The 25,961-nt window shown below is 49.2% G+C and carries 25 protein-coding genes; 5 read left to right on the plus strand and 20 right to left on the minus strand.

Translation table 11 applies throughout. From position 1 onward, the window contains the following. The first annotated feature begins 12 nt into the window (after positions 1–12). A complete protein-coding gene (locus AC59JO_RS24550; RefSeq protein ID WP_497309047.1) occupies positions 13–147 on the plus strand; it encodes a cold-shock protein in 135 nt (44 codons plus the stop codon). Beyond that, the gene (locus AC59JO_RS24555; protein ID WP_413666751.1) at positions 147–437 is read left to right on the plus strand and encodes a DUF4262 domain-containing protein; all 291 of its coding nucleotides are present in this window, start codon (positions 147–149) and stop codon (positions 435–437) included. Before AC59JO_RS24550 ends, AC59JO_RS24555 begins: the two co-directional genes overlap by 1 nt. A 378-nt stretch (positions 438–815) precedes the next feature. Here the strand turns inward: AC59JO_RS24555 and AC59JO_RS24560 are convergent, their stop codons facing one another. Further along, positions 816–1,391, minus strand: a complete 576-nt coding sequence (locus AC59JO_RS24560; RefSeq protein ID WP_497308678.1) for a GNAT family N-acetyltransferase — start codon at positions 1,389–1,391, stop codon at positions 816–818. 493 nt (positions 1,392–1,884) lie between these two features. Next, a complete protein-coding gene (locus AC59JO_RS24565) occupies positions 1,885–2,157 on the minus strand; it encodes a helix-turn-helix domain-containing protein (protein WP_497308680.1) in 273 nt (90 codons plus the stop codon). Between the two features lie 303 nt (positions 2,158–2,460). Between AC59JO_RS24565 and AC59JO_RS24570 the strand changes: the two genes are divergently transcribed. Then, the gene (locus AC59JO_RS24570; RefSeq protein ID WP_497308682.1) at positions 2,461–2,655 is read left to right on the plus strand and encodes a hypothetical protein; all 195 of its coding nucleotides are present in this window, start codon (positions 2,461–2,463) and stop codon (positions 2,653–2,655) included. A gap of 20 nt (positions 2,656–2,675) precedes the next feature. On the opposite strand, the gene AC59JO_RS24575 is transcribed toward AC59JO_RS24570, so the two are convergent. From AC59JO_RS24575 to AC59JO_RS24650, 16 genes are all read right to left on the minus strand, one after another. After that, positions 2,676–4,448: a hypothetical protein gene (locus tag AC59JO_RS24575; RefSeq protein ID WP_497308684.1), complete on the minus strand. Its 1,773-nt coding sequence runs from the start codon at positions 4,446–4,448 to the stop codon at positions 2,676–2,678. Positions 4,449–4,458: 10 nt separating this feature from the next. Beyond that, positions 4,459–5,580: a conjugative transposon protein TraM gene (locus tag AC59JO_RS24580; RefSeq protein ID WP_497308686.1), complete on the minus strand. Its 1,122-nt coding sequence runs from the start codon at positions 5,578–5,580 to the stop codon at positions 4,459–4,461. 1 nt (position 5,581) lies between these two features. After that, the gene (gene traK / locus AC59JO_RS24585) at positions 5,582–6,199 is read right to left on the minus strand and encodes a conjugative transposon protein TraK (RefSeq protein ID WP_497308688.1); all 618 of its coding nucleotides are present in this window, start codon (positions 6,197–6,199) and stop codon (positions 5,582–5,584) included. Between the two features lie 2 nt (positions 6,200–6,201). After that, a complete protein-coding gene (gene traJ / locus AC59JO_RS24590) occupies positions 6,202–7,326 on the minus strand; it encodes a conjugative transposon protein TraJ (protein ID WP_497308690.1) in 1,125 nt (374 codons plus the stop codon). A 4-nt stretch (positions 7,327–7,330) separates the two neighbouring features. Further along, positions 7,331–7,978 carry a TerB family tellurite resistance protein gene (locus AC59JO_RS24595; protein ID WP_497308692.1) on the minus strand — a complete coding sequence of 216 codons (648 nt, stop codon included), beginning with the start codon at positions 7,976–7,978 and terminating at the stop codon, positions 7,331–7,333. A 33-nt stretch (positions 7,979–8,011) separates the two neighbouring features. Beyond that, complete coding sequence (locus AC59JO_RS24600) at positions 8,012–8,683, minus strand: hypothetical protein (RefSeq protein ID WP_497308694.1); 672 nt, start codon at positions 8,681–8,683, stop codon at positions 8,012–8,014. Between the two features lie 11 nt (positions 8,684–8,694). After that, on the minus strand, positions 8,695–9,369 hold the full coding sequence (locus AC59JO_RS24605) for a conjugal transfer protein TraI (RefSeq protein WP_497308696.1): 675 nt from the start codon (positions 9,367–9,369) through the stop codon (positions 8,695–8,697). Further along, on the minus strand, positions 9,366–11,819 hold the full coding sequence (locus AC59JO_RS24610) for a TraG family conjugative transposon ATPase (protein ID WP_497308698.1): 2,454 nt from the start codon (positions 11,817–11,819) through the stop codon (positions 9,366–9,368). Before AC59JO_RS24610 ends, AC59JO_RS24605 begins: the two co-directional genes overlap by 4 nt. A 48-nt stretch (positions 11,820–11,867) precedes the next feature. After that, the gene (locus AC59JO_RS24615; RefSeq protein WP_497308700.1) at positions 11,868–12,668 is read right to left on the minus strand and encodes a hypothetical protein; all 801 of its coding nucleotides are present in this window, start codon (positions 12,666–12,668) and stop codon (positions 11,868–11,870) included. Beyond that, positions 12,658–12,999, minus strand: a complete 342-nt coding sequence (locus AC59JO_RS24620) for a DUF4133 domain-containing protein (RefSeq protein ID WP_497308702.1) — start codon at positions 12,997–12,999, stop codon at positions 12,658–12,660. The genes AC59JO_RS24615 and AC59JO_RS24620 overlap by 11 nt, the downstream gene beginning before the upstream one ends. Positions 13,000–13,103: 104 nt before the next feature. Next, positions 13,104–13,595: a hypothetical protein gene (locus AC59JO_RS24625; RefSeq protein WP_497308704.1), complete on the minus strand. Its 492-nt coding sequence runs from the start codon at positions 13,593–13,595 to the stop codon at positions 13,104–13,106. Then, entirely contained in the window at positions 13,592–19,198 is a 5,607-nt protein-coding gene (locus AC59JO_RS24630; RefSeq protein ID WP_497308706.1) for a helicase-like domain-containing protein, read from the minus strand. Before AC59JO_RS24630 ends, AC59JO_RS24625 begins: the two co-directional genes overlap by 4 nt. 7 nt (positions 19,199–19,205) lie before the next feature. After that, positions 19,206–19,652 carry a hypothetical protein gene (locus tag AC59JO_RS24635; protein ID WP_497308708.1) on the minus strand — a complete coding sequence of 149 codons (447 nt, stop codon included), beginning with the start codon at positions 19,650–19,652 and terminating at the stop codon, positions 19,206–19,208. A gap of 38 nt (positions 19,653–19,690) precedes the next feature. Next, entirely contained in the window at positions 19,691–20,023 is a 333-nt protein-coding gene (locus AC59JO_RS24640; protein ID WP_497308710.1) for a DUF4134 domain-containing protein, read from the minus strand. A gap of 253 nt (positions 20,024–20,276) precedes the next feature. Beyond that, a complete protein-coding gene (locus AC59JO_RS24645; RefSeq protein ID WP_497308712.1) occupies positions 20,277–20,777 on the minus strand; it encodes a hypothetical protein in 501 nt (166 codons plus the stop codon). 854 nt (positions 20,778–21,631) lie between these two features. Then, a complete protein-coding gene (locus AC59JO_RS24650) occupies positions 21,632–22,381 on the minus strand; it encodes a hypothetical protein (protein WP_497308714.1) in 750 nt (249 codons plus the stop codon). Between the two features lie 301 nt (positions 22,382–22,682). Here AC59JO_RS24650 and AC59JO_RS24655 point away from each other — a divergent pair, with 301 nt between their 5' ends. Next, positions 22,683–23,852 carry a hypothetical protein gene (locus AC59JO_RS24655; protein WP_497308716.1) on the plus strand — a complete coding sequence of 390 codons (1,170 nt, stop codon included), beginning with the start codon at positions 22,683–22,685 and terminating at the stop codon, positions 23,850–23,852. Between the two features lie 169 nt (positions 23,853–24,021). After that, complete coding sequence (locus tag AC59JO_RS24660) at positions 24,022–24,636, plus strand: DUF4304 domain-containing protein (protein WP_497308718.1); 615 nt, start codon at positions 24,022–24,024, stop codon at positions 24,634–24,636. 255 nt (positions 24,637–24,891) lie between these two features. On the opposite strand, the gene AC59JO_RS24665 is transcribed toward AC59JO_RS24660, so the two are convergent. Both AC59JO_RS24665 and AC59JO_RS24670 read right to left on the minus strand, forming a co-directional pair. Then, the gene (locus AC59JO_RS24665) at positions 24,892–25,116 is read right to left on the minus strand and encodes a hypothetical protein (protein ID WP_497308720.1); all 225 of its coding nucleotides are present in this window, start codon (positions 25,114–25,116) and stop codon (positions 24,892–24,894) included. A gap of 9 nt (positions 25,117–25,125) precedes the next feature. After that, the gene (locus AC59JO_RS24670) at positions 25,126–25,881 is read right to left on the minus strand and encodes a hypothetical protein (RefSeq protein ID WP_497308722.1); all 756 of its coding nucleotides are present in this window, start codon (positions 25,879–25,881) and stop codon (positions 25,126–25,128) included. Positions 25,882–25,961: the final 80 nt, after the last annotated feature.

Raw genomic sequence — 25,961 nt, forward strand, 5'->3', positions numbered from 1 at the left:
TTTATCAAAGATATGCAGACCCAGGAAAGCGTTTTTGTTCACATTAATGCCGTCGCCTTTGCAATTAAAGAAAACGATAACGTTACTTTCGAAATAGAGCAAGGATTGAAAGGGGCGAGCGCTGTCAAGGTCTTGAAATCAAATTAATGATACGCAATATTGTCGTAAAAGGAATGATGCCTCCAATGATGCAAAGGCTGCGGTGCGGTTTTAGCGTCAGCGTTAAAAATAATAAGCGAATGATTGTACCTAGATCTTCCGAAGGCATGACTAACGTTAAAAATTCAGACATTTCGGAGTACGCCCTCACTTCAGTTAAATTTTACCAAGATCGCAATTATGAATATTTACAACTTATTTTTCCAGACCTAAATGGGAAATTTCCTAATGAAGTAGGTTATAATTATGATCAAAAAGTATTAGGAAATTTGAGATAACTGTTGCAAATAAAGATTTGCTCAAAATCGGTCGAAATTTTAAACTTCAGAAATACTTGTCCAAGTATTTCTAAATGGTTTTTTAACGGGAAGATCAGAAATGACTATAAACGAAAAACGTTCGCAAGAGTTTAGCAACTTGCGAACGTTTGTACTCAGAGCGGGAATGGAACTCTGGTATTAATTGCTTTAAAATCAATATTTTATGATGGGTGATGTATTCTACTCAATGAATCGCTTACTAAACATTAATTGGCTTTTACCAACGCGTCCATAAATTTACGGTTAATTGAAGAAAGATCCAACTTTTTCCTGCCTTTTACGGGTTAGAAGGAATCGGAAAGGCAATTTACTCTTGCATGGCGCTAATAAAATTATTTAACCAACGTTCCTGATTTCCGAAAATTGTTCGCCAAGGCAAGTCATATACAAGTCTTGCAGAATGTCGAAACGGCAATAATACTCAAATCCACTTCGCAGCAAAACTTTTCTTGCAGCATGGTTTTGTCGGTTTACTGCAGCTGCAACTTGTTTGATGCCCTGTTGCTGCATTGCTTCCAGTAAGAGAGGCAAAACAGAACTCATTAGGTTTTTCCCGGTTACCTCGCTGTTTAGATAAAATTCTACAAAATAAAAATATTCTGATAACTCGTAGTATTCCATTGAAGTTTCAGGTGGTATGATATCAATCATGCCGGCAAGCTTGCCGGTTGCGCTTTCCGTTATCAAATGAATGAAATTTTTACCACAGTAATAGTTCAAGATTGCGCTTTTTAGCCAGCTTTCTGCTTCTGCAAGCGCATGGATTCGTTTTTCGGGTAAGAATTGCAGGGTTCTTTGATCTGTCAGCAGGCTGTATATCTCTTTGATCAGTTCACTATGCCGCGCTAATTCCTCGGGCCGGAAGCTGTGGATTTGCCAGTCTTGATATTCCAGGCGGATGGGTTCGATCATAAGTACGGCAAAATATCGATCTCCGGGCTTGACTGCAAAATTATTTTTAAATAATGGGAACTAACAGGTTTTATCAGTGCAAATCAATACGGATCAAAGTTTTAAAACGTCACCAACAAAATAACGGCGAGTGGACTAAACGTCACGGCCGTGGCATTTTGGAAAAAGTTTAACAGGTTGAGTTAGCGGACAAATTGATTGTTATGGAACGAGCAACAGTTCCACACGGCTACCGAGGAGCGGGTGGTAAGATGGTGTGTACCTGATATAGCCATAGTCCTGAAGCTGGCTAATGCATTTGTGATAAGTGATATTACTTTGAATGCGAGATAACTTCATAAGTTTCCTTCGGGAAATGTTTATAGATTTTTTCATACCGGTGGACTGCCATAAAAAGTATATCGCCATATAGAGACTCAGGTGCCAGGCGGTAATCCGGGCGTCTTCGCTGAAGCAGTGAAATAAACGGGATAAATGTTGAGTAGAAGACATGTTAACGAAATGCCTCCCTGCTGTTTTCCAACAATTTAATGATGTCCTGGTGACGATAATAATAAGTTCCCCCAACCTTGGAGTAAGATAATCTGCCTCCTGTCCGGAGATTTTGCAAAGTGCCGGGTGATACTTTTAACAGTTGCCTGACTTCAGCGCCTTTGAGCCATTCTTTTTGGATATCTTTTTTTGTGTTTAACAAATCATTGATATCATGAAGTAATTGCAGCCTGAAATTCTGCAGATCTTCTTTGGTAATAATCTCTACATTCATGGTCTATATAATATTTAATCTTGTTGAATTAATTTCTTTTGAATGGTGGTATTGATAAAGTATATCCGGAGTCAAATAGATACAGGATATGGTTACGATAACTCATACTACCTGAAATCTTTGCGATGTTTATAATTTTATGTGCCATGGTTCTCATAATGGTGTATATTCTGACATTATGATTTTTTAATTTCCTGCAATTACTGTTTATCGTTTGCAAACAGGCAGATCCCGGGGAACAAGAATGATTTTACTGCGCCTCTTCTTGTTGAAAGAGGGGAAATACTGTAAATAACCAAAGTCATGCAGGTCACGGATACAGCGATGATAGGTAGCCCGCGAGGAAATCCGGGCCACCTCCATCACCTCGTAACTATAAGCCTCGATATGATCCGGAAAGCCAGCGCTTTGCCACAACTGCAGGAGCGTAGCAAAAAGGCCGATATGGGCAATACAGATCCGGGGATCGTTGCCGATCCGTTCAAAGAAAACCCATAAAGGCCTGTACAACTCCATACTCAGATCTTAACAGTTTGCTTGCGCTGCGGAGCAGGTTCCTGTTTTTGTTCAGCCGCCGCTTTCTGAGCAACCGGTATTGCCTGGTCCGAAGCCGGAGTGCCCTCTTTGGCTTGTGCCACTTTAGCCAAAGCTGCCCGTTGAACTTCCTGCGGTGATAAATCAGATTTCTGGCTTTGCTCAAAGGCCTGCCTGTTCACAGGTTTGATATCCAGCTTTTGGCCGTTCTCATCATAAAAGTCGATGCGCATCATCGGCGCATTCGCGACCATTTTAGCTTTTGCCTCCTGGCCGTCCTTCAATACGTTAACTTCAACCTGGTTGCCTTTTTGCAATTGCGCCAGTAAACGCGCCTGCATGTATTTCTCTTCCGCACCGACTATCGGGAATTTTTCCAATACCTTCCCCTGGTCATGCCAGCGGATCATTTTTGGTAGAAAGTTCCCGTGCTGATCCGCTTCCTTGAAGTTAAGCGCCCGCCAGGCCCAGTAGGTTTCACCGGTCGGCACCATTTTCAATTTACCATCCATTTCTTTCCTTTCCAAAACTGGTTGTTCCCGGTAAACCGCGCGACCGTCCATCATATTGTAGCGTTCCTGTAGCGTGTAGTTAAATTTCGGGCCGATAAAGAAAGTTTGTGAGAGGTCTTCCATGCCTTCTTTCTTCAGCGTCGAAGTAAAACGGTTAAAAAAGGTAAGGTCTTTAGCGGCATCATCGCCTTTCGAAAAATACAGCACCGAATGCAGTTCATCTTTTCCGAACTTGCGTGTATGGTTCAGTGTAAACTCCGTCAGGTTCTGTTCCATTTTGGTATGTAAAGCCTTGGCGATGTCTTCGCCAAAACCCATGTACTGGAGTTGATCCCTGTTGTATTCAAAACTTGCCTGATTCATAATACTTAAATTTTTAATGGTTAATACTTCTTTGATAAGATAGGTCGGATAGGTTGAGGTATCTAAAAGCCTCGGATCCGTCCGTTTCAACTGCTCATCATGCAGCCAAATGGTACTGCTGCTACGGTCGAACCGGGCATAAAGTGTTTGCTCGATGGTGAGCGGACGGTAGAGCGAGTGGGGCGTTGAGAATTGCAGCCTGCCATCCCGGTTGGAATGAACCCTGAGCAGGGCGATACCGCAGTGTTGTTCCGGGTAACCATCCAGATCCAGCTTTAGGAAGCGCCCGCGGTATTCCCCCGCCAGGATCAGATCGGCCTGTTTTTTATCCGCTGCCAGTTCTTTGGCTTTTTTGCGCAGGAAACTTTCACCATCTGCCTGGTGCTCGAAATATTTTAAAATATTCACCTCGTGCCCGATCTCATAAATATGGTGCCCCGGATGGGTATGTTCGATCACCAGAAAGCGCTTCACTTCTTTATCCGGCTCGATATCCTGTCGCCATTGCACGGGGAAGAACAATTCCTGTCGCAGGTAAGACCCGGGGGCCTCCATCTTCCAAAAGGGTTGCAACTCCACATGAAGACCCGATAGTTGCTGCGCAACATCCGGCAGGTTTATCTCGGCGGATACCGGTTTTTGCCCAAAACTTGCCGCCAGATTGGCCACCGGAAGAAAGGCATAATCGGCCTCGACAAAATCCTGCATGACATAATCAAATACATTATTCGATGCTGCACAGAATTCTGAAGCTTCACCGGCGGAAACATAGCCATGAAATACAGGTTGATCCCGACCCCGGTCAAAGGCGCCCCAGTTCCATTGTTGCTCCGCAGCTTCGGACAAAAAACCGGCAATTGCTTTGCGATCCGTTAATTCCATAGCCAAAAGATTAATGCCCGTCCCGAACGGTCTTGTTATTGCGCAGCAGCAGTTCGTGCCCGTCCTTTAGTTTTCCTTTCACGCGTTTGACCTTTTTGGAGAAAAGCCCTTTGGCGGTATTGATCCCTGCCGTCGTCAGCTGCGCCGTCACTGACGGGTCGAGGCTCATCATATCCATAGACTGCATCCCGTTGACGGCACCGTCGCGTAATGCTTCACCGGTTACGGCTTCCGGCACACTGATGCCCTCCATGCCATCCGTCCGGTCATACACTGTCAGGTCGACCGGGATAATGTTTAGCCCTACATGGATCAGTTTGATATTGATCTTTACCCGCTGGTTGTAGAGGTCGCCGCTGCCATAGACCAGTTGCCCTTTTGCGAAGAGTTGCCCGTTCAGACTAACTGAGTCCAGCAGGCGCATGCGGATCACTGTTCCCTGCACGATCTTCTGGTTGCCCTCGACCACCGCGGGGATCGCCTGGAATTGCTCCGGAGCAGTCTTCACTGCTACCTCCGGTGTTTTTTCCTTCAGCCGCTCCGGATGCTGAATATCCAGGATTTTTTCCAGCAGGCCGTTCATTTGTTTCAGTTCCGGGTCTTCGCTTACGGTCGCAGGATACCGCATGGAATCGTGTTGGCTGTAAACCGTTTGTTTAGGTATGGCGGCAGCCACCGACGCAGGCGGTTTGTTGATCACCGATTGTAACTGGTTTAAGCGCTGGCTGATCTTGGCGGCATTGGCCGCAGGCTCTTCGTTATTCCCGGCAGCCTGATCGCCAAAATGAGCGGGCTGGCGAGGGGAAAAAGAAAAGCTGTTATCCGGCGGGGCTAAAGCCCCGCTGTCCGCGCCGCGTTTGAAAAAAGGGTCTGTCTTGCGCAGTTGCGCTTGTTTATCGGAGTCGGCACGGGCGCGGTCGTATAAGCTCATTTTGTCGCCGTCCGGATGGACACCCAGTAACGCGGATGGTATTTTGTACTGGAGGCTGTGCCGGGCCCCGGTTTGCGACTCCGGGCCTTTGCCGCCGCCGAAGGCCCAGAAGCATACGGTGCTCAGGCAAAAAATAAGGAGCGGCATGCCCAGCAGTGCTTTGCGCTGGCGTTGCAGTTTTAAAGGGTTTTTGGTTTCCATGTTAATGATTGCTGATAGTTAAAACTTTATTTTCTATGGTGGTCCAGTGCTCGATGAGAAAGCCGAGGAGGTTATTGTCGCTGCGTTCCACTTCGCGGAGGTCGCCTTCGGTGATGAGGCTTTGCGCGACCTGGCTGGTGGAGCGGATGATGCGCAGGGTGGCGTAGCACCGGAAATGGTAAGGACTGGCGCGGGTATCGACCTGTACGCTGTCGACGTTGAGGCGCTGGCTGATGTTGCCGGCGATGATATTGGCGTAATAGCCGCTGACCGTAAGGCTGTCGTAGACTTTGCGGGCCGAGTTATCCGCGAGGTAAAGGGCGCGGGACAGGTTGCGCTTGTTGACTTTTTCGTCGGGGTCGAGCGAAAAGAACAGCTCGTGGAAGGCACGTACATGGCCGCGGGCGGCGAGGGGCAGGTATTCGCTTCGTTCGACGGCTTTGGCTGACCAGGCGGTATTGCCGGAAAGGACGTAAACCTTTTTTTGCAGGTCGACGGATTCGGATTTCAGGAGCCAGGCCATCAAGCAGACGGTGGCAAAGGCCAGCAGGACGATGGCGATGCTAAAAACGCGCACGTGCTGGAAGGCGGTTTCCAGGTTTTTGAGTTTCTTGAACATGGCTATTGGGATTTTTGGGACGAGCCTTTGAGCTTTTCCGTGTTGTAATTATTGTTCTGGGTTTGTTTGCTGTCGCCTTGGTGGTTGTTGACCTGGCTGTTGCCGGCAAAAGCGTTGCGCATGATGGAGCCGCTGAACCAGGAAACGGCCATTGAGGCCATCGCGGAGGTTTTGTTGAAGAGGGCGTGCCCGCCGACGTTCATAATGTAGTTGGCAATGCCGGGTACGGTAAAGTAACCAAGGATACCGATCAGCAGGAAGATCAGGTATGCCGTACTGGTATTGCCGAATTCGTTACCACCGAGGTTCCCGCTTTGGATGGCCAGCAGCATATTGACCTGGATTTTGGCAATGATGGCGCCGAAGATGTTGGCGACGGGCAGCCACATGAACACGTTGACGTAACGGGCGATCCATTGCTTCAGGGTATGCTGGAAGCCGTCGAAGATGCTCAGCCCGAAGCAGAGCGGGCCGAGGATGGCCAGTACGATGAGTTTAAACGTGCGGATCGTGTCAAGGCATAGCGCTGCTGCCTGGAAGAGGACATTAAGGACTTCGTAGAGGAATTTACGTGCCCAGTTCTTAATGCTCCAGCCGGAAAAGGCATCCGAAATGGGGTTGCCCGCGCTGGCATTGGTGCCGTCGGGGTGGCTGTACTGGTACCATTTGTCCGGGTCGGAATTGAGTTCGTCGGGCGTTTGCTCATTGTCGTTTTGCGGTTGTTCGCTGAGCATCTGCCCGATGGCCTGGTTGGAATTGTTGACCATATTTTCCGTGGCGGTCACTACCGGTTGCAGTACGCCGTTCATCAGGCGGAGCACCAGCGGGAAAAAGGCGACGCAAAAGCCGATGGCGAATGGGCGCAGCAGGGGGTAATAATCGACGGGTTCGGCTGCGGCGAGGTGTTTCCAGACACGCGCGGCGATATACCACAGGGCGGCGAAACCGCCGATGGCGCGGGCGACACCGATCATACCGCTGCAAAGCGGGATCATCTGGTCGTAAAGCTGGCTAAGCATGCCCTGCAGGCTGTGCAGCTCGTCGGCGACGCCTTCGGCATGGGAACGTAATGGGCAAAGCGCGGCCAGCGTTGCCAATGCGGCAACCGGTAATAGTTTCTTTTTCATGGGATCAGGGTTTAATGCCGTAAATAGATTGGAGCGCCTGCCTGTCCTTTTCGGTCAACGCCCGTTGTTTCGCCATGGCGGATGCCTGGTCGTTGAACCGCCGCAGGTAAGTCAGCTGGTTATGGCTTTCGAGGTATAGCCGGTCGATGGCACTGAGCCGTTCGGCATCGCTCATCCGCAGCTGGCTGTCCGTGACGATCATGGCCAGGTTACCGAGGTTTTGCAGGCTGGCGCTGATGAGGTTATTGTAGACTTTCATCATATAAGCCAGTTCACCGGGCTTGAAGCGGCCGCTCCGGCTGAATGAACCGGAAGCCTGCCGGTACACGCCGACGAGGATGGTCTGGTCGCTGATGATATCCGTAATGCGGTGGTACTTGCGCACGCTTGGGCTGACCAGGTAAAGGCCGTCCAGGAACGCCTGGTGCAGGCTGAAGTTGCCCTGCGCAACGCCTTTTACGGCGCTATAACCTTTGGACAAAACCGCGTAGCCCTGGTACATCTGGCTGAGGATATTTTTCAGGCTGGCCAGTTTTTCATAGTCGAGTATGAGTTGCTGGATGCAATCTTCAACGGATTGCGCTTTGCTTGACTGCGGCAGCATGCCGCAGAGCCCTGCCGTCAGCAGGATGGTAAAAATTAACTTTTTCATCGCTTTCAAGATCTCCTTTCACCTTTGTTTTGGTTATTGTATGCCATAAAGCCTTTTCATTTGTTCGCGTTCTTTTTGCTGCTGCTGTCGATGGAGCGCCAGTTTGCGGCATTTGGCCGTGAAGTAAGCTGCAAAGTCATGTTTGTCCTTCATGCGTTCGTAGAGTTTATCCAGCCGGTTCAGTCGTTCGGCATCGTTCAATTGCAATTTGCCGGGTGTAAGCACATCGGTCAGTTCGTCCATATCCGTTTTACATTTGGCAAGCAGTCCGGCGCTCACCTGATCGAGATATTGCAGTTCTTTTGGGTTAAGCAGTTTTTGTTTGGCCTGCCATTGTTTTTCGTTCGCGAAAAGCGAACGGATCTGCTGGTACAGGCTGTCGGTGGCGCGGCTTTTTTGGTCGTTTTTCACCACGGGCGCTACCTGCTGCAAAGTATTGAAATAAGTAGTATGCAGGACAAATGTGCCGTTCTTCAGGTCATGCGCTGCGGTCAGGCCTTTATCGGCGATGTTGTAGCCGGTTTTAATCGCGCCCAGGTAAAGCTGGTAAGCGGCCATTTGCTCGGCCATCAGCTTTTTCTTCGTGGCCTGCTGGCTGAAGAAGCCACCGGGGAACTGGGCTTTGGCCCGCGTGATGCAGAGGCAGGCGAGGGAAAAAATAAAGATGGCGGCTAAGCGCGCGGCTTTGATGAATGTATTTTTCATATAGGTCGGTTTTATAGTATCCCGTAAAATTGTTTCACCGCCGCGCGGTCGCGGCCGTCTTTGGCCCGGAGCAGGCTGAGACCGGCGTTCTGGCGGTTGAACTGCCGCAGGTGGTCGAGGTTGGTTTGCATGGCTTTGGCCGCCAGGCTGATCCGCTCCAGCCGTTCGGCATCGTCCATCTGCGCGGCGAGGTCGCTGATGACCGTAATGGTTTCGTCGAGGTTGCGCAGGCTTTCCTGTAAGATGCCGCTATAGATATTGCCCATGTATTTCAGTTCCGTTGGGCTGAAATGCGGGTCGCGCCGGAACAGCGCATTGGCGTTCCGGTATTCGCTGAGGACCTGGCTTTGCTGGCTGATAATGCGCTTAACCGCGTCGTAATCCGCGATGAGCCGCCGCACTTTGGAGAGTTCCCGGTAATATCCGGCATAGAGGTCTTTTTCCTTATTCAGCCAGCTGGAGATCTCGTTGAGGCTGTTGAGGTGCAGGGTGTTTTCGACCTGTTGTTCGGTGTTTTGCAGCGCGATGGTCTGGTTTTGCAGGCGCTGCACTTTGATGTCGATGGCGACGATCACCTTTTTGATCAGGCCTGTAAAGGCGCTGGCGGCAGGTACCTGCGCTTTGGCTTTAGGCGTGGCCGTCAAATACAACATGCCGGCAACCAGGATGATGATATGTCTTTTCATGATGCTGCTGAATTAAGTTTCCCGGCCACCAGCGCGGCGATGCCCGCCTCGATGCTGCCGTGTTTTTCCGCGTATTCCCGGACTTGCACCCGCTCTTTGCCCTCGGTGGTAAAGGCGTAATATTCCTCCGGACAAAGTTCATTTTTATAAACTTTCATGATCTGCCCGCCGATGTCGATAAAAATCTCCCGGTTATCCTTATTGACCGACAGCAGGATGGTTTTGCCTTTATCCGATAGGCCGAGGGCGTTTTGCAGTTTGTCGAACTTGCCCTGGAACTTGCGCATATCCATTAAGATTTTGATATCGGCGTTATTGATGATAGCATCTTTAATGACCGGCGAGGATATCAGGTCGTCCAGTTCCTGGGTGATGACGATAGGTACCCCGTTGAACTTACGGATGGTTTTGAAGGCGTAGCGCAGGAATTCGGCCATACCCGATTTGGCGATGGCCTTCCAGGCTTCGTCTATCGTGAGGACTTTACGGATACCGGCCAGCTTCCGCATTTTCGAGATAAACAATTCCATAATGATGAGCGTCACGACCGGGAAAAGGATCGGGTGGTCTTTGATCTGATCAAGCTCGAACACAATGAAGGGCTGGCTGAGCAGGTCGAGGTTTTCCCGGGCGTTCAGCAGGTAATCGAATTCCCCGCCTTTATAGTAAGGCCGCAGTACGTACAGAAAATTGTCCATATCAAACGCGCTTTCTTTTACCCGGTGGCTTTTCAGCACTTCGCGGTAGTCGCGTTCTAGGTATTCATAGAAAGAATCGAAGCCTGGGAATACCGTGGCGTTTTGTGCTAAATACACATAATAGCCCTGCAAGGCATTGGAGAGGGCCACGTATTCCGCTCGGTTAAAGGTTTCGTTTTCTCCTTTCCAAAGGGAAACCAGTAGCGCCTTCAGGCTTTCTTTTTTCTCGGTGTCCAGCACTTCCCCCTTGGATAAATAAAATGGGTTAAAGCGGATGGGATCCGTTTCGGTATAAGTGAAATAATAACCTTTTAGCACCTCGCAAAGCCCGAGGTAACTGCCGCCGATATCGACGGTCACACAATGCGCGCCCTGATCGTAAAGTGAGCGCAGGATGTGGTTGACCGTCATCGATTTGCCGCCACCCGAAGTGCCGCAAACCAGTGTGCCCATGTTAGAAGTAATGCCTTCCTTTCGGGGGGCGTCGAAAAGGTCGGCATAGACCGGTTTGCCGGACAAGCGGTCGCAAAAGCGGATGCCTTCACCGGCCTCGGCGCTTTTATAATTGCTTTCGAGATTGAGAAAGCAGGCGGCTTGTTCGGCAAACGTATCGAAAGTATCATTGACCGGGAAATCGCCCGCATTGCCGGGGATACCTGCCCACCAGATCTGCGCGGCGCCATCGGTTTCGGGTTTGGCGGAGGCATCCATCGCGGCCATCGCCGATAAGACCTGGTTGCCTTTGCTCAGCAGTTGTTCCTGGTAATCCGACCACACCATCACGTTGAAATGTGCTTTCACCGGCAGCCGCTGGCGTCCGATGGCCTCGTTGAGGTAATCGTTCGTGGCCTCCAGCGAGATGGCGTTCTCGCGGGAATAAGCCGAGAGCGATTGCAGGCGCAGCCTTTTCTTTTCCAGTTTTTTGAGCGTGGCCTGCGCATCGCCAACAAAAATGTATTGGTTATAGATATGGCTGGTTTGAAGTAAAAGCCCGAGTTGGGCGGCAAAGCTCACCGGGAACTTGGTCTGGTCAGTAGAATAGGGCTCGTAGGTCAGGCGGGAACCGCAATATGGCGGCAGGCTTTCGGTATCGCCCAAAGTATAGATGGCCAGCCGCCGGTTCCCGATACGCACCGTTTCGTCAAAAGTGATATCCTGGTATAAGGCCCGGTCATCGCTTTCGGCGAGGAAACAGTAACGCTCGATCAGTCCGGTTTTCTTCAGCTGGCTCTGCAAGTCTGCGGCGCCTAGAGCGATAACTTTAATTAGGCGGGTATCTTCCAACAGGCGTTTGACCTGGGCAGCTACGTCACGGAATTCTCGGACAGCCTGTGAGCCCAATAACTCTTTCGGTACCAGGGTCGGCCGGATCAGGCTGGAAAATAGCGAGCCGCCGGGTTTACTGCCCTTCGGTTTTTTGGTCAGGTAAACGATGCTGTCGTGCGCGAGGTAGGGCCTGCTTTCAAAGTAACGATTACCGGCTTGGTTCAGAAAAGTAGGACGGCCTACGGTTTCGCCTACTTTTGTTTTTTGCTTAAAAAACCAATCCTGTTTATGCAGCACGCTGTCTTTGGGCAATATCCGGATGGCTTTTACCCAGGCCTGGTGCAGGTTTTCGTAATCCTCATCCGAGAGCGTGAACACTTCCGGCAGGCTGATGCGGAAGGCCAGCGTAAACTCACCCTGTTTGGATAAGATGGCGTCGTTTTCGATCCCCAGGATGGGCAGTATGTTTTTCAGTTGTTTTTCCATGTCACGTATCTCTTTCACATTTTCAATTGGGCTGGCGAGGGGAAAAAATTAAAAGCGGTGGCGGTTGCGCGGCCTGATCTTTTGCATGTTTTCCTGGTGGTCACGCTGCAGTTGTTCCTTGTTCTGGCGGATCAGCCTCGGAATTTCCGTTTCACTCAGCGGGATGACTTCCGCTTTCAGTTCTTTTTGGATCGGATGCCGGCGTAGCAGCGCGCGTTCGTCCATGCCGTAGATCTGTGCAGTTCCTACCGGGTCGAGCCCGATCTCATTGGGTAGTTTGATTTTGATCACACCAGGCGGGAATTCCAGCAGTTTCGGGTCGATGGATACGGTTTGTTTCATCAGCGGTTCATAAAATGCCTCGTAATTCCAACCGTCATTGGTCAGTTCAAAAGATTTCAGGCTGATGACCGGGAAGAAGTGCTGCGCATGGCGGAGTTCGTGCAGGCGCAGGTCGACGATGAACCGCTCACCGGCTATGTCGATGGCTGGCAGGATACCCGCGCGTCTGGCTTCGAGCGCATCAGGATCTACGATTACGTCGAAATCCGCTTTACCGCGTAGTTGTTCGACGGGCATGTTGTACTTTTCGGCCATCCCCTGTGGGTCAAGTTCGGCCAGGGTTGGTACGGTAACGAGTTTGATGGGCCAGTCAGGGTCGAGGTCGGTCGTAGCGCAGCAGTATACCGTATCGTAATGAAACTGATAATGGTTACCCTTGTCCTGCATGTCGCTGATGAACGAAATCTTATTGTGCGGCCTGTCCGTTTGTCTTAATTCCTGTTGATGGATATCCACCTCAAAGGACGTGCCTTCTATCGTGAATATTACGGGCTCTTTAAATTTCATACTTCTGTCCTCCTGTAGTTATTTGTTGGAAAAAGCGGCGGCCGTAGGATTTCAGAACGCGGGGCACCCGTTTGCGGGCCATGGCTTTCATCAGGCCGTGTTCGCCGTATTTGCGGCTTAGCGCGAAAATTTTCATGGAGCCGAATGCGGCTGCGGGACCGCAAGCAACAAGGCAGATGATGGTCCCAGCGCCGATAATGTACAAGGAGGCGAACAGGATCATCAGCACGAGCACCAGCCCGGCGAAGTACCAGATGTATTGCGCCCTTAACCCGTGGAACTCAATGCTTTTGTTGATGCCTTTGTTAATGGTATAGATGCTGTTGTTCATGGTATGTTTTTTTAGCTTTCTTTGCAGATTGTCTTTTCGTGCTGGTGCTGTTCAGCCCGGCATTTCTAAAAAAGCGGGGGCCGGCGAGGGGAAAAAACAAAGGGTCAGGGTGGTGAAAAGCGTTCCACGCTGGCGAGGGTATCGTGGATCGCGCCGCCGTGGGAGAAAATGGCCAGTTGCTCCAAAATAAAACCCCGGCTTTTGCCCATGACGATGGAATGGTAGCCGAAGGTGAGTACGAGGCCCCCGGGTTGCAGGTGTTTAACGATCTCATCCTTCAGTTGCCTGAAAGGGCTGCAAACAATGCCTTTATAGAGTTCCATGCTTTTTCGGTAGGCGTAGGGCGGATCAAGCAGGATGCTGCCGAACTTTTCGCCCCGGTAGCCCCGCAGAAAATCCAGTGCATCGAGGTGGCTATGGGCTGGCATCTCCGGGTCGGGGTCGTTCCGCCATTCGTCAACGGCTAACCTGGTTATCCCTGCAAAGAGGTTGAGCACCCGGCCGGAGCAGGTACGTTCCACCCATTCCCGGATCGGTTTGACCGAAAAGGTATACCGGTGCAGGGGGCAGCGGATATGTTCAAAGCGGATGCTCATAACCGTACTCCTTTTGATCTCCGGTAGGTTTCATCCTTCCAGGGTTGAGCAATGTTGATCGCTGTCCCGGCTTGTTTTTCCTGGGATTCGCGGTAGGCTTTCTCCCCGGCAAGCGAAACGACAATGGCTTCTTCAAGGCTATCTTTACGCTGCTCACCGGCAGGTACGGGGCTTGTAGCCGGTGCGACCCCATCGGCCTGTTGCTGCGCCTCCTGTTTTTCGCGGATCTTCCGGGCGATCTCTTTTTCCAGCACATTGAGCTCGCTTTTCATGGCAATCAGTTCCTGCTCTTTCTCAAAAGGCTTGCCCAGCAGGCTTTGTAATTGCGGGATCTGCGCCTGCTGTTCCGCCCGTTCCTTGCTGTATTTTTCTACCAGGCTTTCTACCTTATTGATGGCATGGATAAAATAACGGGCGGCGTTTTTCGGGTTATCCGTATTGGGCGTGCCGGAACCGGCGGTATAGCGGATGCTACTGCCCGGCCTTTGGGCGTATAAGGTATTATAGTCGTTCTGGAAAAGTTTTCCTTCAGCGAAGCTTTGCGAAACCTCATGCCGTATGTACAGCTTAAAGCCGTAGAGTTCGCCCAATTCTTTAAGGGCGGGTTCGCCCGCGCCGGGTTTCCAGGACTGATACAGCCGGATCAGGTAACCGCCGATGGCTTTGGCATCGGCGCTGCCCACTTCATGGAGCCGGATGGGGTTGGATTTGCTGCCGTCTTTTTCATGTTTCAGTACTTTTTGATAAGCTTCATGATCCGCGCTCAAATCTTTTAAGGTTGCCGCCGTTTTTACGCTTTCATTTTCGAGGTTTTCCAGCGCGTAGCGGGCACGGGAGAGTTCCCGGAAATGCGCGGTCTTCAAACTTTCTGTCACCGCGATCTTTTTTTCCAGCTTGGTTTTGTCGAGCAGGCTGGTGTCCCCGGAAAGAATAGCGATGTATTCTGAAAAGTTCATCCCGCTCTTTTCGTCGATGCTGCCTTCATCGATGCTGCGCACGTTGAGTTCGCAGTTTTTCATCTGCGAGATAAACGTCTGTTTATTTTTGAGCAGGTTGAACTTATAGTTGTCCAATGATTGCTCAACGGCATAAATAAAGTTCAGTACTTTGTTGCCGTAATGCGATTTGGCGAGCTTGTTCCCCTGGCGGGAACCGCGCCCGTTGCGCTGTTCCAGTTCGCTCGGTTTCCAGGGGATATCGAGATGGTGCATGGCGATGACGCGTTCCTGCACATTCAGCCCGGTGCCCGCTTTCTCGGTACTGCCGATCAGGATACGGATCTCGCCCCGGTTCATTTTCTTGAACAGCTCTGGTTTTTGTTTATCCGTCCACTGGTGGATAAACGTGATCTGGTTTGCCGGGATGCCCTGGTCCTGCACCAGTTTGTTTTTCAAAGCGTCGTATAAATTGAAAGCGTCCGGTTTCGGGGTGCCGATATCGGAAAAGACGATCTGGGTGCCCCTTTGCGCGCTGCTGTCCCGGTAGAGTTCGGCCACTTTGCGTGCGCAAACGTTTACTTTATAATCCGGGTGGTCTTCGTACTGAACCGGGTTGATCAGGCGCATATCCGCCGCCATTTTCTTGGCGTAATTGGTCGCTATTAGCATCCGTCCTTTATCCTCTTCTTCGGAAAGGGGTAAACGGCCGATCAGCGTTGCATCACCGTTCTGCGCGAATTGCATCAGCCTTTTGATGAATTCCTCCTGTTCCGGTGTAGGTTTGATGTTCACCAGTTGCTCATCCAGCCCGGGTTTGTCCAGGTTGATGTGTTTGGCGGTTTTATAATCGGTGATCTCGTTGTAGAACAGCGCCAGTTCGGGCACTTTGATAAAATGTCGGAAGCGTTCCTTGGCAATGATCTCGTTGGTCACAGAGAACTCGAAGTCGGTGGTTTTCTTTGCGAATACAGCCGCCCAGCCATCGAAGTTTTCGATCCGCTGGCGTTCCATTTCTTTCGGCCGGAGGTATTTAAAAATGAGGTACATTTCCGTGAGCGAATTGGAAATGGGTGTACCGCTCAGGAAAGTGATACACAGGTCGCTGTCAAACTTTTGCTGCAAAGTGCGGACGGCGAAAAGCATATTGAGCGCTTTCTGGCTGCCTTCCATATTGCCCAGCCCGGCTACGCGGTCATGGCGGGTGGTAAAAGTGAGATTTTTAAACTTATGCGATTCGTCGATGAAAAGATGGTCGACGCCCATCTCCTGGAAATCGATTCCTTTGTCCTTTTTATCCGCAATATTTGCCGCAAGCGTTTTGAGTTTAACCGTCAGGTTTTCCTTTCGGATCTGCAAGCCGCGCAGCATGCGCCTGGAAACCTTGCCGCCTTCCAGCTCCAGGGTAGCAAGATCGGCGGTTACATTGGCGAGTTCGGCGGCAAAGATTTGCTGCTGGATGGCCGGCGACTGCGGGATTTTGCCAAACTGGTCATGGGTCAGGATGATGCAGTCCCAGTTATTATTTTTGATCTCGTGGAAGAGGCGCAGGCGTTTGTCCGGCGTAAAGTCGTTTTCAGCGGGGGCTAGTATCCGCGCCTGGGGATAGGCTTTGCGGTAGGTATCGGCGATTTGGCTTACGTTCGCTTTGAGCGCGAGGATCATGGGCTTGTGGCAAATGCCGAGGCGTTTCAGTTCCTGCGCGGCCATGATCATGATCAGTGTTTTGCCCAGTCCCACCTCGAAGTCGATCAGGCCCCCGCGGTTTTGAACGATGCGCCATACGGCATTTTTCTGGGCCGGGTAAGCATCTTCAATACCCAGCGCCTGTCGGTCCAGCCCAGGAAAAGTCTGGTGGTCGCCCTTGTACTCCCGCAGTACGTAACAGTTAAAAGTATCATTGTACAATTTCTGGATCGCCTGTTTTTCTTCGCCGGGTAGTTCAGCCAGCCAGTTCACAAAGCCCGTGCGGATCTGCTCGATCTTCTCATGCGCTAACTGGATAGCCTCGGTGTCTGGGTAACGTTTGGTTTTGCCCTCGCCCAGGTTAACCTCATAACTGAAATAAGCCGAGGTGTTTTCCAGGGCATGTTCCAGTAAGGTGTAACCATAGGTCGTCCGGTTGCTGTCTTTGGGTGAGATGGCGAACTCCCGCGTGATCTTCAGGTTGCTGCCTTTGACATCGACCTTGAAGCTGTCCGCATCTTTCATATAATGGATGCTGACCGGCAGTTCGAAAAAATCACTGGCAAAGCGCTCGTAATAGGCTAACGGGAACCAGCGCTCACCGAGGTTGAAGTCCAGCAGTTCAAAAGGGATCGGTTCCGGCTGCACGCGGGTGATCTCCGCCAGGCTGTGCGCCAGCTGCCGATTATCCGGGTTTTCCCCGGCGACACGGGTGGCGGTTTCCAGCTTTTTCACCACATTGCCCGAGAGGTACTGATCAACAGTTTCCCAGCGGAAATTAGCCGGGTTGAGGCAGATATGGCTTTGCAGGGCAATATGGACTTCCCCGCTGCTTAGCCCGGTGGCTTTGGCGATAAAGGCAGGGTCGACGATGCCGTTTTCGTTCAGGCAGCGCGCTAACGCGGCCAAGGGATCGTCTGTCTCAAACGTTTCCCTGGATTGGAAGACGGGGTGGTCAAGGATATCTGCTGCCACGAATTGTTCCCCTTCTTTTCGTTCGACCGAGGACAGGGTTTTAAAGCCGTATTGTTCATCGGCGAGCATGAGCCGGCGGTTGTTCGGCCGGTTGAGCTGGCCGTAATGAGCGGTGAAATCGGTATAGGCCGCATTGAGTTCATCGCGAAAATGCGGGCAGGCGATCTGTGCCGTCGCTTCGGTTTCTGCAAGCGTCAGGTAACTATCACGCAGACGGGTATATCGATCGTAAAATCCGGCCTCTTTTTGATCTGCCAATGGCGTGAACAGGGCTTGTGTACGCGTTTCATTAAGCCGGCTGATATGGCCTGCTTTGCCGTCGAGCATGACCAGGCTACCTTCCTGGTGAAAAGCATTAAGCCTGTGAAAATACAACTCGGCGTTCTTCCCAAACCGGAAATGGTCTTTTAAACTTTGGTCGCCGTTAAAGCTGAAATCATGGTTGTATTGCTGCAGGGCCGGTGCTACCTTTTGCAGTTCCTGGGCGAAGCGGTTCCCGTTCATCCAGTTGTCCGGGAGCATGTACTCCCGGAAATTGGGAAAAAACTTATAGAGGTATTGCTTATTGTCCCGCTGTTTAGCGGTCATCAGCACCAGCAGCTCATGGCCGGGTTTGTCGGCGGTATAGATGGTGCCCAAGATACGGGCGGTCGGGCCGGTGACCGTGCCGAGATCCGGCTGGCGGAGATAATCGATGGCCCGGTTGGCGCTTTCCGCAGGCTGGCTATCAAAAAGGCCTAACTGTACGCTCACCGTTTCCGCTTTCTTTTCGGGCATATCGCTGTAAGTGAGCGATGGCTTTTGCTCGGGAATAAATTCAGGTTCATCGAGGAGGCCCGCCTGCGCTTTTTGAAATGCTGCCACATCGAAATGCTCCCGGAGTCCGGTGCTGATGTTTTCGCGCAATTTAACGGCGATCTGGTTGATATCCCCGGTCTGCCATATTTCCTGCCGGGCTTTGCCGTACTGGTTCCTGCCCGGACGGACGGTATCACCGGCGACCAGGCTGGCATCACCGACCAAATACAGGTTGACCGGATAGCTTCCGAATTCGTTGCTTTCGCTACGGGTATCGACGGCCAGTTTTTCATATTCGCTGAGCCATCGTTTATGTGCGTTCTTCTGAACGATGACCAGGTGGCTGGGCGCTTCGGTATTGGCGCTGTCCTTCATCAGGTTATCGGGCATCGTCGTTACGCTGATCAGGTCGGCGTGTTCTAATAGGTATTGACGCGCATCCCGGTTACCCGGCGTATTCAGAAATGCGTCGGTCGTTAAGAAAGCCAGCAGGCCGCCGTCCGCCAGTTTGTCGAGGCCTTTGGCGAAGAAGTAGTTGTGGATGCTCCCGGCTATCGCGGCGTCGCGGTGCTCGGGATCAAACACTTTAAAATTTCCGAAAGGTATATTGCTGGCGATCAGGTCGTACTGCCCGTTTTCCTTATTAGACGTTTCTTCCAAGCCTTTGACCTGCACCTCGGTGTTGACCGCAAACGTGGATGCCAGCGCGTCCAGCACCTTGCCTGTCAGCACATCTTTTTCAACCGCGTTGATTTGCTGCAGGCCGGGAAACGCTTTGATGGCTTCTTCAATAAAAATGCCCGCCCCGCTACTGGGTTCATATAATCTTTTAGGGCTGATGCCTTGTTCCTGAAGTACGGCGTACAGGGTTTGCGGTACGATTGCCGGAGTATAAAAAGCGGTCAGCACGCTGTCACGAATGGATTGTACGGCTTCCCGGTAACCTGCTTCGTCCAGGTGTGCTCTGAGCAGGCCGTGGAGCTCCATCATCGAGGGATAAAGCTGCAGGTCGGTTTTGGAGGCATGGCGTTTCTCCCATTCCTGTTTTTCGCCTGCGGGGTACAATACGGCCTTAATGCCGCCGAAACCCGCGTATTTGCGCAGGGCGGCGGTACCGTCCGCGGATAACACATCGCCGGGTTTGTAGACCAGCGCGATACGGATCGCTTCGATGTTATCGCGTAATTTATGGAATGGGTTAAATGACATGCGGGTTTTAATTTTCGGTTTGCTGGTTTTCGAGGTATTCGGCGATCATGCCGGTGATAGCTGCGCGCAGGCCGCGATGGTCTTCGTGTTCTTCGCCGAAACCGAATACTTCGAAAATGGGTTCGCAGGCACCGATGATGTTGATGAGTTCGTAGGTGAGGATGCCACTGCGGTTCAGCCGCTGGTAGTTCTCCGGGAATTCTTCTTCCAATAGTTCGCGCATCCAGCTGAAGCGGGAGGGGCGCAGGTCACGGGTAAGTTCTTCGAGGCAAAGCGCTTCGATGACATAGGCCGGGCGGTTGTCCTGTTGCAGCTCTTCGATCAGACCGCTAATGGAATCGACCTTGGTGCTGAGGTAATGGTTCAGCCGGTGGTCTTCCTGCAAAGCGATGAGCAGGTCGGTATGATGCTGCACCATATAGTTGTGCAGCTTGCCGATGAGTAATGTTTTCATTTTGCTGTTCTTGGGTTAATCCCCCTTCAGGGGGCGGGCTACAGGCCGAAGAATGATTTGATGATGGTGGCCACGACGACCAAAAAAATGCAGGAACCGAACCAAGCGGCGGCGACTTTGGAGGTGTCCTGGTCCCCGCTGTTCCATTTCTGGTAGACTTTGACCGCTCCGATCAGGCCGACAAGGGCGCCGATACCGTACATCAGGTTGGTACCGCTTTCAAAATAACTTCTGACCTGGCTATTGGCTTGCTGGATGCCGGCGTTGCCGTCCTGGGCCTGCGTCGTTAAATAAGCCAGGGTGATCAATACCGCGCATACGGCGGCTTTGGGCAGGGTTTTGCCCCACGATTTTCTCTTGCACTTTTCCATTTCACTATCGTTTACTTATTGAATTCTGAGGCCTTTTTTGCTTTTCGCGTTCGGCCTTTTGCTTTTTTCAGGGCATGGGTTTCCCATACCCGCTCCCGGTGTTTCCGGGAGGGGCGGGAAAATGCTGCTACCGTAACCCATTTCTATCCAGTCATGGCTCTACAGCTCGGGGCCGGCGCAGCTTTTTTGGGTTGTCTCAGGGTTTCTCCTTAATGGCCCCGCGGGTTGCGGGGCCGGGGAATGGCACAGCGGGCTAAGCACTCCACCACAGATCCACCTCACTTGCACTCAGCAGCGCCGTGCCGGTATTTTCGCATTCGCTGACGACGAGGGCGTTGATCTTTTCGCGATCCTTCGTCGCAGCGACATCGGGGTAATCGTTGAGTATTTTCTGGAGTTTGGGGATGAGCACTGCGGGGGCGAAAGGTTCGTCGGTTGCCTCACCGATACATTGTCGTAATTGCCAGGCCAGATCTCCGGCAGTTCCGCCGAAAGCAGGCTGTTGTGCATAGGTCATAGGTTCCTTTACCATCGTTTCGAACTTTTCGCCTGATTGGATAACAGGTGCTTCCTTGTATTCGAATGCTGAAGGCAGTTCCCGGGTATTTTTAGTTTTGCCGGTTATCCGGTTGACCACCTTCCTGATCTCTGAACGGTAATGCTTCCAGGAGATAAAGGCGTAGTAAATAACCATAGCAGCAATTGAGGTGCTGATGTATTGTTTCCAGGTGACATTGTTTAAAAGCTGTTCCATTTTCTTATTGCTTGAGTGATAATCCCGGCAGTTATGTGCCGTTTGTTGATACAAAGCAAGCGGATTTGGAGACGCGCATAAACTTCAACTTTGAGTTGAAGCTGTATTGAAGTTCTTGAAGCCAGCATAAAAAGGGGCGTGCTTTTTTTTAGGTTGGGTTGTTTGCAGGAAAATATGACCAGACTGGGTGGGTATTGGAGGTGGGGCGTCTATGGCTAAAAAACAACTATAAGCGTAAGGGAATATTTTCCCGGCCGTTTTTGCGACTAATTCTTCCCAATTCTGTCCACCGCAACGATCTGGCTGGTACCGGAAACGACTATCTGTAACAGTCATTATATGTTGAAGAGAATCCTTTGAAGACAAAGGTCTTGGCTTCGAAAAGCATTTCGGGGGAGGCAAATAATCCTGCGGTCATTTCCCTTGATTACTTTAGTAAGGATTGGATTGAGATATACTCTACCTACATCAAGCAGCTTGAGCTGGTATTTGTCAAGGCATTTACCGTCGTAATCTCTGAATACGACATCCTGCCGGGGACCGAAATATTTAAGCAGGCTATCTTTCGGCGGTATGGTTGCCATAGGTAACTATTGTGCCTGGCTGCCAACGGCGGTGGTGATCAAGCCCAGGGCAATTAAAATTTGTGTTATATACTTATTTTTTTTGATGATGATTCTTTAATAAGCTTATTTTACGGGTACCCTGCAGCAAATCATAATTGTATCTACCAGAATTTATTATTAATGTATTGCTGCGTAACGTGTTCATCAGGGTTTCCTTATAATAGGGAAGTATTGCTATCTTCCGGTTGCCTGCGGGTTCACTAAGATATTTTTTGAAATTCAGGGAGATCAACTCGTCAGGTAGATCTTAAAAAACTGCGTTGAAACATTAGCTTTGCTGCTTTTTCTTAATTCAAAGTTAGTCCAACCGTTTTTATTCAAAAGTGATAGCACAGCTTTGCTGTAATCCAGCTGCGGGTCGTTATAGTATACGACCTGGTTATGCGAATGAGATATGTCATAGGGGGCGGCATCCAGGTTAGCTTGTACGCCGTTTTGCGTTAGTATCTTATTTATGCTTTCTGCCTTTTCTTTCAGGGCCGGCAAATAATAAATTTTGACTACTGCAGCTTTTAAGATAGTCCCAAAATTGTTTTTTAATAAAAGACCGGACACCTTTTCGTCAGCGCTTTGAATTTTGTTTTGGGATGGTTCACTTAGGCTATTCATTGAAAAGGCTACCGCGCTTTTCATTTCTATATATGCCTGGGAAACCTGTTTCAACGCCTTTGATGCCGAATCCACTTTGTGGGTGATCCTGCCAAGGCTATCATTGTATAACCGAATCTGCCTGTCTAAAGTATCCTTTTTAGCTTCAGCTATTTTGGTCTCCAGATCGGCCTTGGCATTATTAATGTTTGACAGATAACTTTGTAAGCCAAAACCGAATATGGCGATAATAACCGTTACTATAGAGGTCCAGTAGGATAATTTCTTATACGACGGTTTTTCCAGGTCTTCTACCTTTAGTTTCAGTTCCCGGACTTTTAGATCAAGTTCACGGAGTGCCAAGTCGTCCTTTAATTCTTCGTTTGCCATAAGGAGTATAGGTTTAAAAATGTTAACGCAATTTAAGTATTACTAAATAAATTTTACTGCAATTTCATAAATTCCCTAAGTATATTTATTGAGATATTATTTATTTTTCAATTTCGCCCGTTTCAGTAAATAGTTATATGATATCCAAAAGTGAAGGGTTGAAAACCGGTCAGGCCGACTGCCACTTTACTAAGTCAAACTTTGACCTTCTCAATTCATAATGCGAACGAGTTTAATATGTCAACTATTGGTTTCTCCGGATCAATAGTTATATTCATTTATAAATCTAAACTTACTTATCATGGCCGATGGAAATATGAATTCAGAATTGCTAATGATGATGATCGGGCAAGATATCATTAGTGATATCACCAAATCAGAGGATCACATCGATGCTTTGCGCAAAGCGCTTCTTTTTATGATTTTTCTCAGTGAAGAAAGTGAAAAGCCATCAATCAGGATGTTCACAGAGAGATTGCTCGGCATATTTCCCGCTTTACATTATGGATTAAAAAAAGGTAAATATCCTATGACGGGATCACATTCTTTCAGTGTCGTCCGCGATGAAAGCAACAGGAACCTTGTTACAGTAAATAGGGTTGTTGTAGCTGAATACCAGAACAAAATTCTATTGGCGAAGGAATTAGAGGATCTTCTACCCGCAAAATACCTTCGCGCAATTGTTGATTATTATAAAGAGCCTTTATTCGAGTGGGAGATTATTGCAAAAAGACACATAGGCTTTTTCGATATCATGGGGTTTAAAAATGTAGTTGAAAGATTTGAGGGCAATTATGAAGAGTTTCACTTGATTCTATCGAGAATTGTGGAAGCGGTAAAACGTGCCGAGCTTATGCATGTAAAAAAGCATCAAACTAAAAAGCACTCCTTTGAAATGAGCCACGAAGATGACGCTCCTGGTCAGCTCCGTTTTATACAATTTTCCGATTCCATTATGGTATTTACACACGATGATTCAGCTGAATCTGCAATGGCGTTGGAAATGGCTGCGCAAATCATTTTTCTGAATGCGTTATTTGAAGGCCTGCTTTTGCGTGGGGCTTTGGCGACAGGTGGAATAGTAGCCGATTTCGAAAAGAACATATTCTTTGGACAAGCTATTATCGATGCTTATCTTCTCGAAGAAAAGCAACAATGGTATGGTGTTGCCTATCATGAAACTTTTGCGGCTCTGCGTTCCGAAGTGGGTGACACTGATGATATTCGTTCAGCCACTCCCGGTGATATACCTATCAATATCCATACTCAGGTTCCCCTTAAAAGCCAAAATCCCCAGGAAAGAACAATGTGGAAGGATATGGAGGTTTTGAACTGGCCAATTATGGCGAAATACATGGCAAATGTTCCTGAGTTATTAGCGCCATTTGAATATCCGGAGAATCCCAAACTAAACTATTACTATCAAAATACCATCGCTTTTATTGAAAAATCTTACAAATCAATAAATTGATGATTTTTATGAGACTATCGAGGTTTATAACAATGACTCGAAAACAAATATGGTCGTCACTTCAATGTTCTGATGACGGCCATCCAAAGCCAACCGGGCAAAGGAACCAGTTTCGAGATTAAATGTTTGAAGTAAAAAGAACCCGAACCATCAACAGCTAACCTATTAAATGAAGACTACAGCAGAGTTAAAATTCGAAAAGATTATTAAGGAAGGTTTTCAGGAACAACTGAAACCACTCGGTTTTAAGAAAAAGGGCAATAATTTTTATCTGCAACTGGAGCACATTGGGCAGATTATCAGCGTGCAGAAAAGTGCCTGGGGTAATAAAAACGCCATCAGGTTTACCATTGATACCGGAATCTTTGTGCCCGAATACTGGACAGGCTTTTTCAATTTTCGTGACAGCGAAATGCCGGATTACCCGAAGTATACCGACTGTCTTATCCAACTAAGGATTGGCCAAATCAAAAAACAGCGCGATACCTGGTACGATATAAACGATGGCACAGATGAAGAAGAATTGATTGCGGAGATGAAAAACAATGTGGCAAACTTTATACTTCCCTTTTTTGAAACGGTGAACAATATGGAAAAAGTACTTGGTTTCCTTGAACGCGAACAGCTGATTTTAGCACCTTTGGGAAAGATGATAACTTATGCCGAACTTAAGCTATTTGAAAAAGCGAAACAGGAATATCAAAGATTATTGACAGGAGGCGCGCAACCGGGTTTTCTTGAAAACGTTAGGAAATATGCAGAAAAATACGATCTCTTAAATTAGGTTTGACAGCAATGGTCATATTTGTTTGCTATTGGGCCGCACTACTTTCATGCGTCCGGGGATAACAAGAGGCTGATCTGATATGGCGGGTTATGGCTATGCTGTATAAAAAAACGTTGATTTAGGCCCGCTTAACTGTTTTGCTTTTAAAATCGGGAAAACAAAATTGCCAGAACTTATCCGGAAAACCTCGCTAAGAAAGGAGGGAGAAGTAGCAATTATAAAATGGAATGATAGAGGTTGGCATAACCGGCATTAGCCGGTATGCCCAATCTTCGCCCAAAGTTCAGGGGTGCAGTCTCCTACGGTCAGTTCCGGGCCGATTGCGGATTCCAACTTGAACGTTCCGGAATGGTTGTTTGGCTTTGCCGGCATCCTGCCGAAATAGTCGTATAAAGCCCTGTCGCCGGGAGCAAGGCTGTCCCGATAGGCTTTGTCCTCATCCGATAAGGAATTCAAATAACCCGTATTGTTATTCATGATATTTTCTTACTCATCTTTAAATAAACAGGAATGATAAGGTAATGCAGGGAGGTAATTATTTGTTTTTAATACCTGCCCGAAAAAGAAGTCAAGGGCCTCAAAATACATTGCCTTTGGCTTCATAAATCCATCAATTTTCTGATCACAGGCTAATATCGTAAACACATACTGTGACCTGATCTCCCAATCGCCATAGTTAAAACGCAAAGGCTGCGCATCCACAAAAGGTTGTAACAGCATGGCCGAGAGGATCGGCCCGCTTTCTGTCTCCTTCAGTTCACGTTCTTCGATACTCATCTTGAAACTGCCGTCCGGCAGGTAGATCAATTTTTTATCTCCCCCTTCAAAATATTTAAAATCATATTCCACCTTTTCAGCAGGTTCATTGATGCTATCTGCGATAACTTCTTCCAGGCCATCCAGGTCTATGATCTGAATTTGTTGGATGCCAGCTTTCAGTTTCGAGGTGCAGTAGTATTCTATTGCCGCCCTGATGTCCTCAATCGTCGATTTTGCTTTTATCGGTTCACTATTTACAATCAGAAAGTCGTAAACCTGGGTAACCGGGAACAATGTATCTGGCAGGTCAAGATTATTGATGAGTACGCTGATATAGTTCCCTGTAAGCTCAAACACATCGGTTGCACAATTTTCGCGCTTCTCCCGTTGTGCAGGTGTAATGACCCTTAAGATGATCTCCGTTTCTGTTAAAAAGATCAGGTCATCACCGTCCTGCCTGATGATTTCAAATTTCTTATCCATAATCCCCTCCATTATTTACCAGGCGGGAGGCCCGTTCATATCCGTTAACTCACAGCTGGTAATTTCGTCATTCTACTCAA

Source organism: Mucilaginibacter sp. A5337, assembly GCF_059690695.1.

Coding starts and splice junctions, on each gene's coding strand:
- AC59JO_RS24550 (WP_497309047.1), top strand. CDS start 13: ATGCAGACCCAGGAAAGCGTTTTTGTTCACATTAATGCCGTCGCCTTT.
- AC59JO_RS24555 (WP_413666751.1), top strand. CDS start 147: ATGATACGCAATATTGTCGTAAAAGGAATGATGCCTCCAATGATGCAA.
- AC59JO_RS24560 (WP_497308678.1), bottom strand. CDS start 1,391: ATGATCGAACCCATCCGCCTGGAATATCAAGACTGGCAAATCCACAGC.
- AC59JO_RS24565 (WP_497308680.1), bottom strand. CDS start 2,157: ATGAATGTAGAGATTATTACCAAAGAAGATCTGCAGAATTTCAGGCTG.
- AC59JO_RS24570 (WP_497308682.1), top strand. CDS start 2,461: ATGCAGGTCACGGATACAGCGATGATAGGTAGCCCGCGAGGAAATCCG.
- AC59JO_RS24575 (WP_497308684.1), bottom strand. CDS start 4,448: ATGGAATTAACGGATCGCAAAGCAATTGCCGGTTTTTTGTCCGAAGCT.
- AC59JO_RS24580 (WP_497308686.1), bottom strand. CDS start 5,580: ATGGAAACCAAAAACCCTTTAAAACTGCAACGCCAGCGCAAAGCACTG.
- traK (WP_497308688.1), bottom strand. CDS start 6,199: ATGTTCAAGAAACTCAAAAACCTGGAAACCGCCTTCCAGCACGTGCGC.
- traJ (WP_497308690.1), bottom strand. CDS start 7,326: ATGAAAAAGAAACTATTACCGGTTGCCGCATTGGCAACGCTGGCCGCG.
- AC59JO_RS24595 (WP_497308692.1), bottom strand. CDS start 7,978: ATGAAAAAGTTAATTTTTACCATCCTGCTGACGGCAGGGCTCTGCGGC.
- AC59JO_RS24600 (WP_497308694.1), bottom strand. CDS start 8,683: ATGAAAAATACATTCATCAAAGCCGCGCGCTTAGCCGCCATCTTTATT.
- AC59JO_RS24605 (WP_497308696.1), bottom strand. CDS start 9,369: ATGAAAAGACATATCATCATCCTGGTTGCCGGCATGTTGTATTTGACG.
- AC59JO_RS24610 (WP_497308698.1), bottom strand. CDS start 11,819: ATGGAAAAACAACTGAAAAACATACTGCCCATCCTGGGGATCGAAAAC.
- AC59JO_RS24615 (WP_497308700.1), bottom strand. CDS start 12,668: ATGAAATTTAAAGAGCCCGTAATATTCACGATAGAAGGCACGTCCTTT.
- AC59JO_RS24620 (WP_497308702.1), bottom strand. CDS start 12,999: ATGAACAACAGCATCTATACCATTAACAAAGGCATCAACAAAAGCATT.
- AC59JO_RS24625 (WP_497308704.1), bottom strand. CDS start 13,595: ATGAGCATCCGCTTTGAACATATCCGCTGCCCCCTGCACCGGTATACC.
- AC59JO_RS24630 (WP_497308706.1), bottom strand. CDS start 19,198: ATGTCATTTAACCCATTCCATAAATTACGCGATAACATCGAAGCGATC.
- AC59JO_RS24635 (WP_497308708.1), bottom strand. CDS start 19,652: ATGAAAACATTACTCATCGGCAAGCTGCACAACTATATGGTGCAGCAT.
- AC59JO_RS24640 (WP_497308710.1), bottom strand. CDS start 20,023: ATGGAAAAGTGCAAGAGAAAATCGTGGGGCAAAACCCTGCCCAAAGCC.
- AC59JO_RS24645 (WP_497308712.1), bottom strand. CDS start 20,777: ATGGAACAGCTTTTAAACAATGTCACCTGGAAACAATACATCAGCACC.
- AC59JO_RS24650 (WP_497308714.1), bottom strand. CDS start 22,381: ATGGCAAACGAAGAATTAAAGGACGACTTGGCACTCCGTGAACTTGAT.
- AC59JO_RS24655 (WP_497308716.1), top strand. CDS start 22,683: ATGGCCGATGGAAATATGAATTCAGAATTGCTAATGATGATGATCGGG.
- AC59JO_RS24660 (WP_497308718.1), top strand. CDS start 24,022: ATGAAGACTACAGCAGAGTTAAAATTCGAAAAGATTATTAAGGAAGGT.
- AC59JO_RS24665 (WP_497308720.1), bottom strand. CDS start 25,116: ATGAATAACAATACGGGTTATTTGAATTCCTTATCGGATGAGGACAAA.
- AC59JO_RS24670 (WP_497308722.1), bottom strand. CDS start 25,881: ATGGATAAGAAATTTGAAATCATCAGGCAGGACGGTGATGACCTGATC.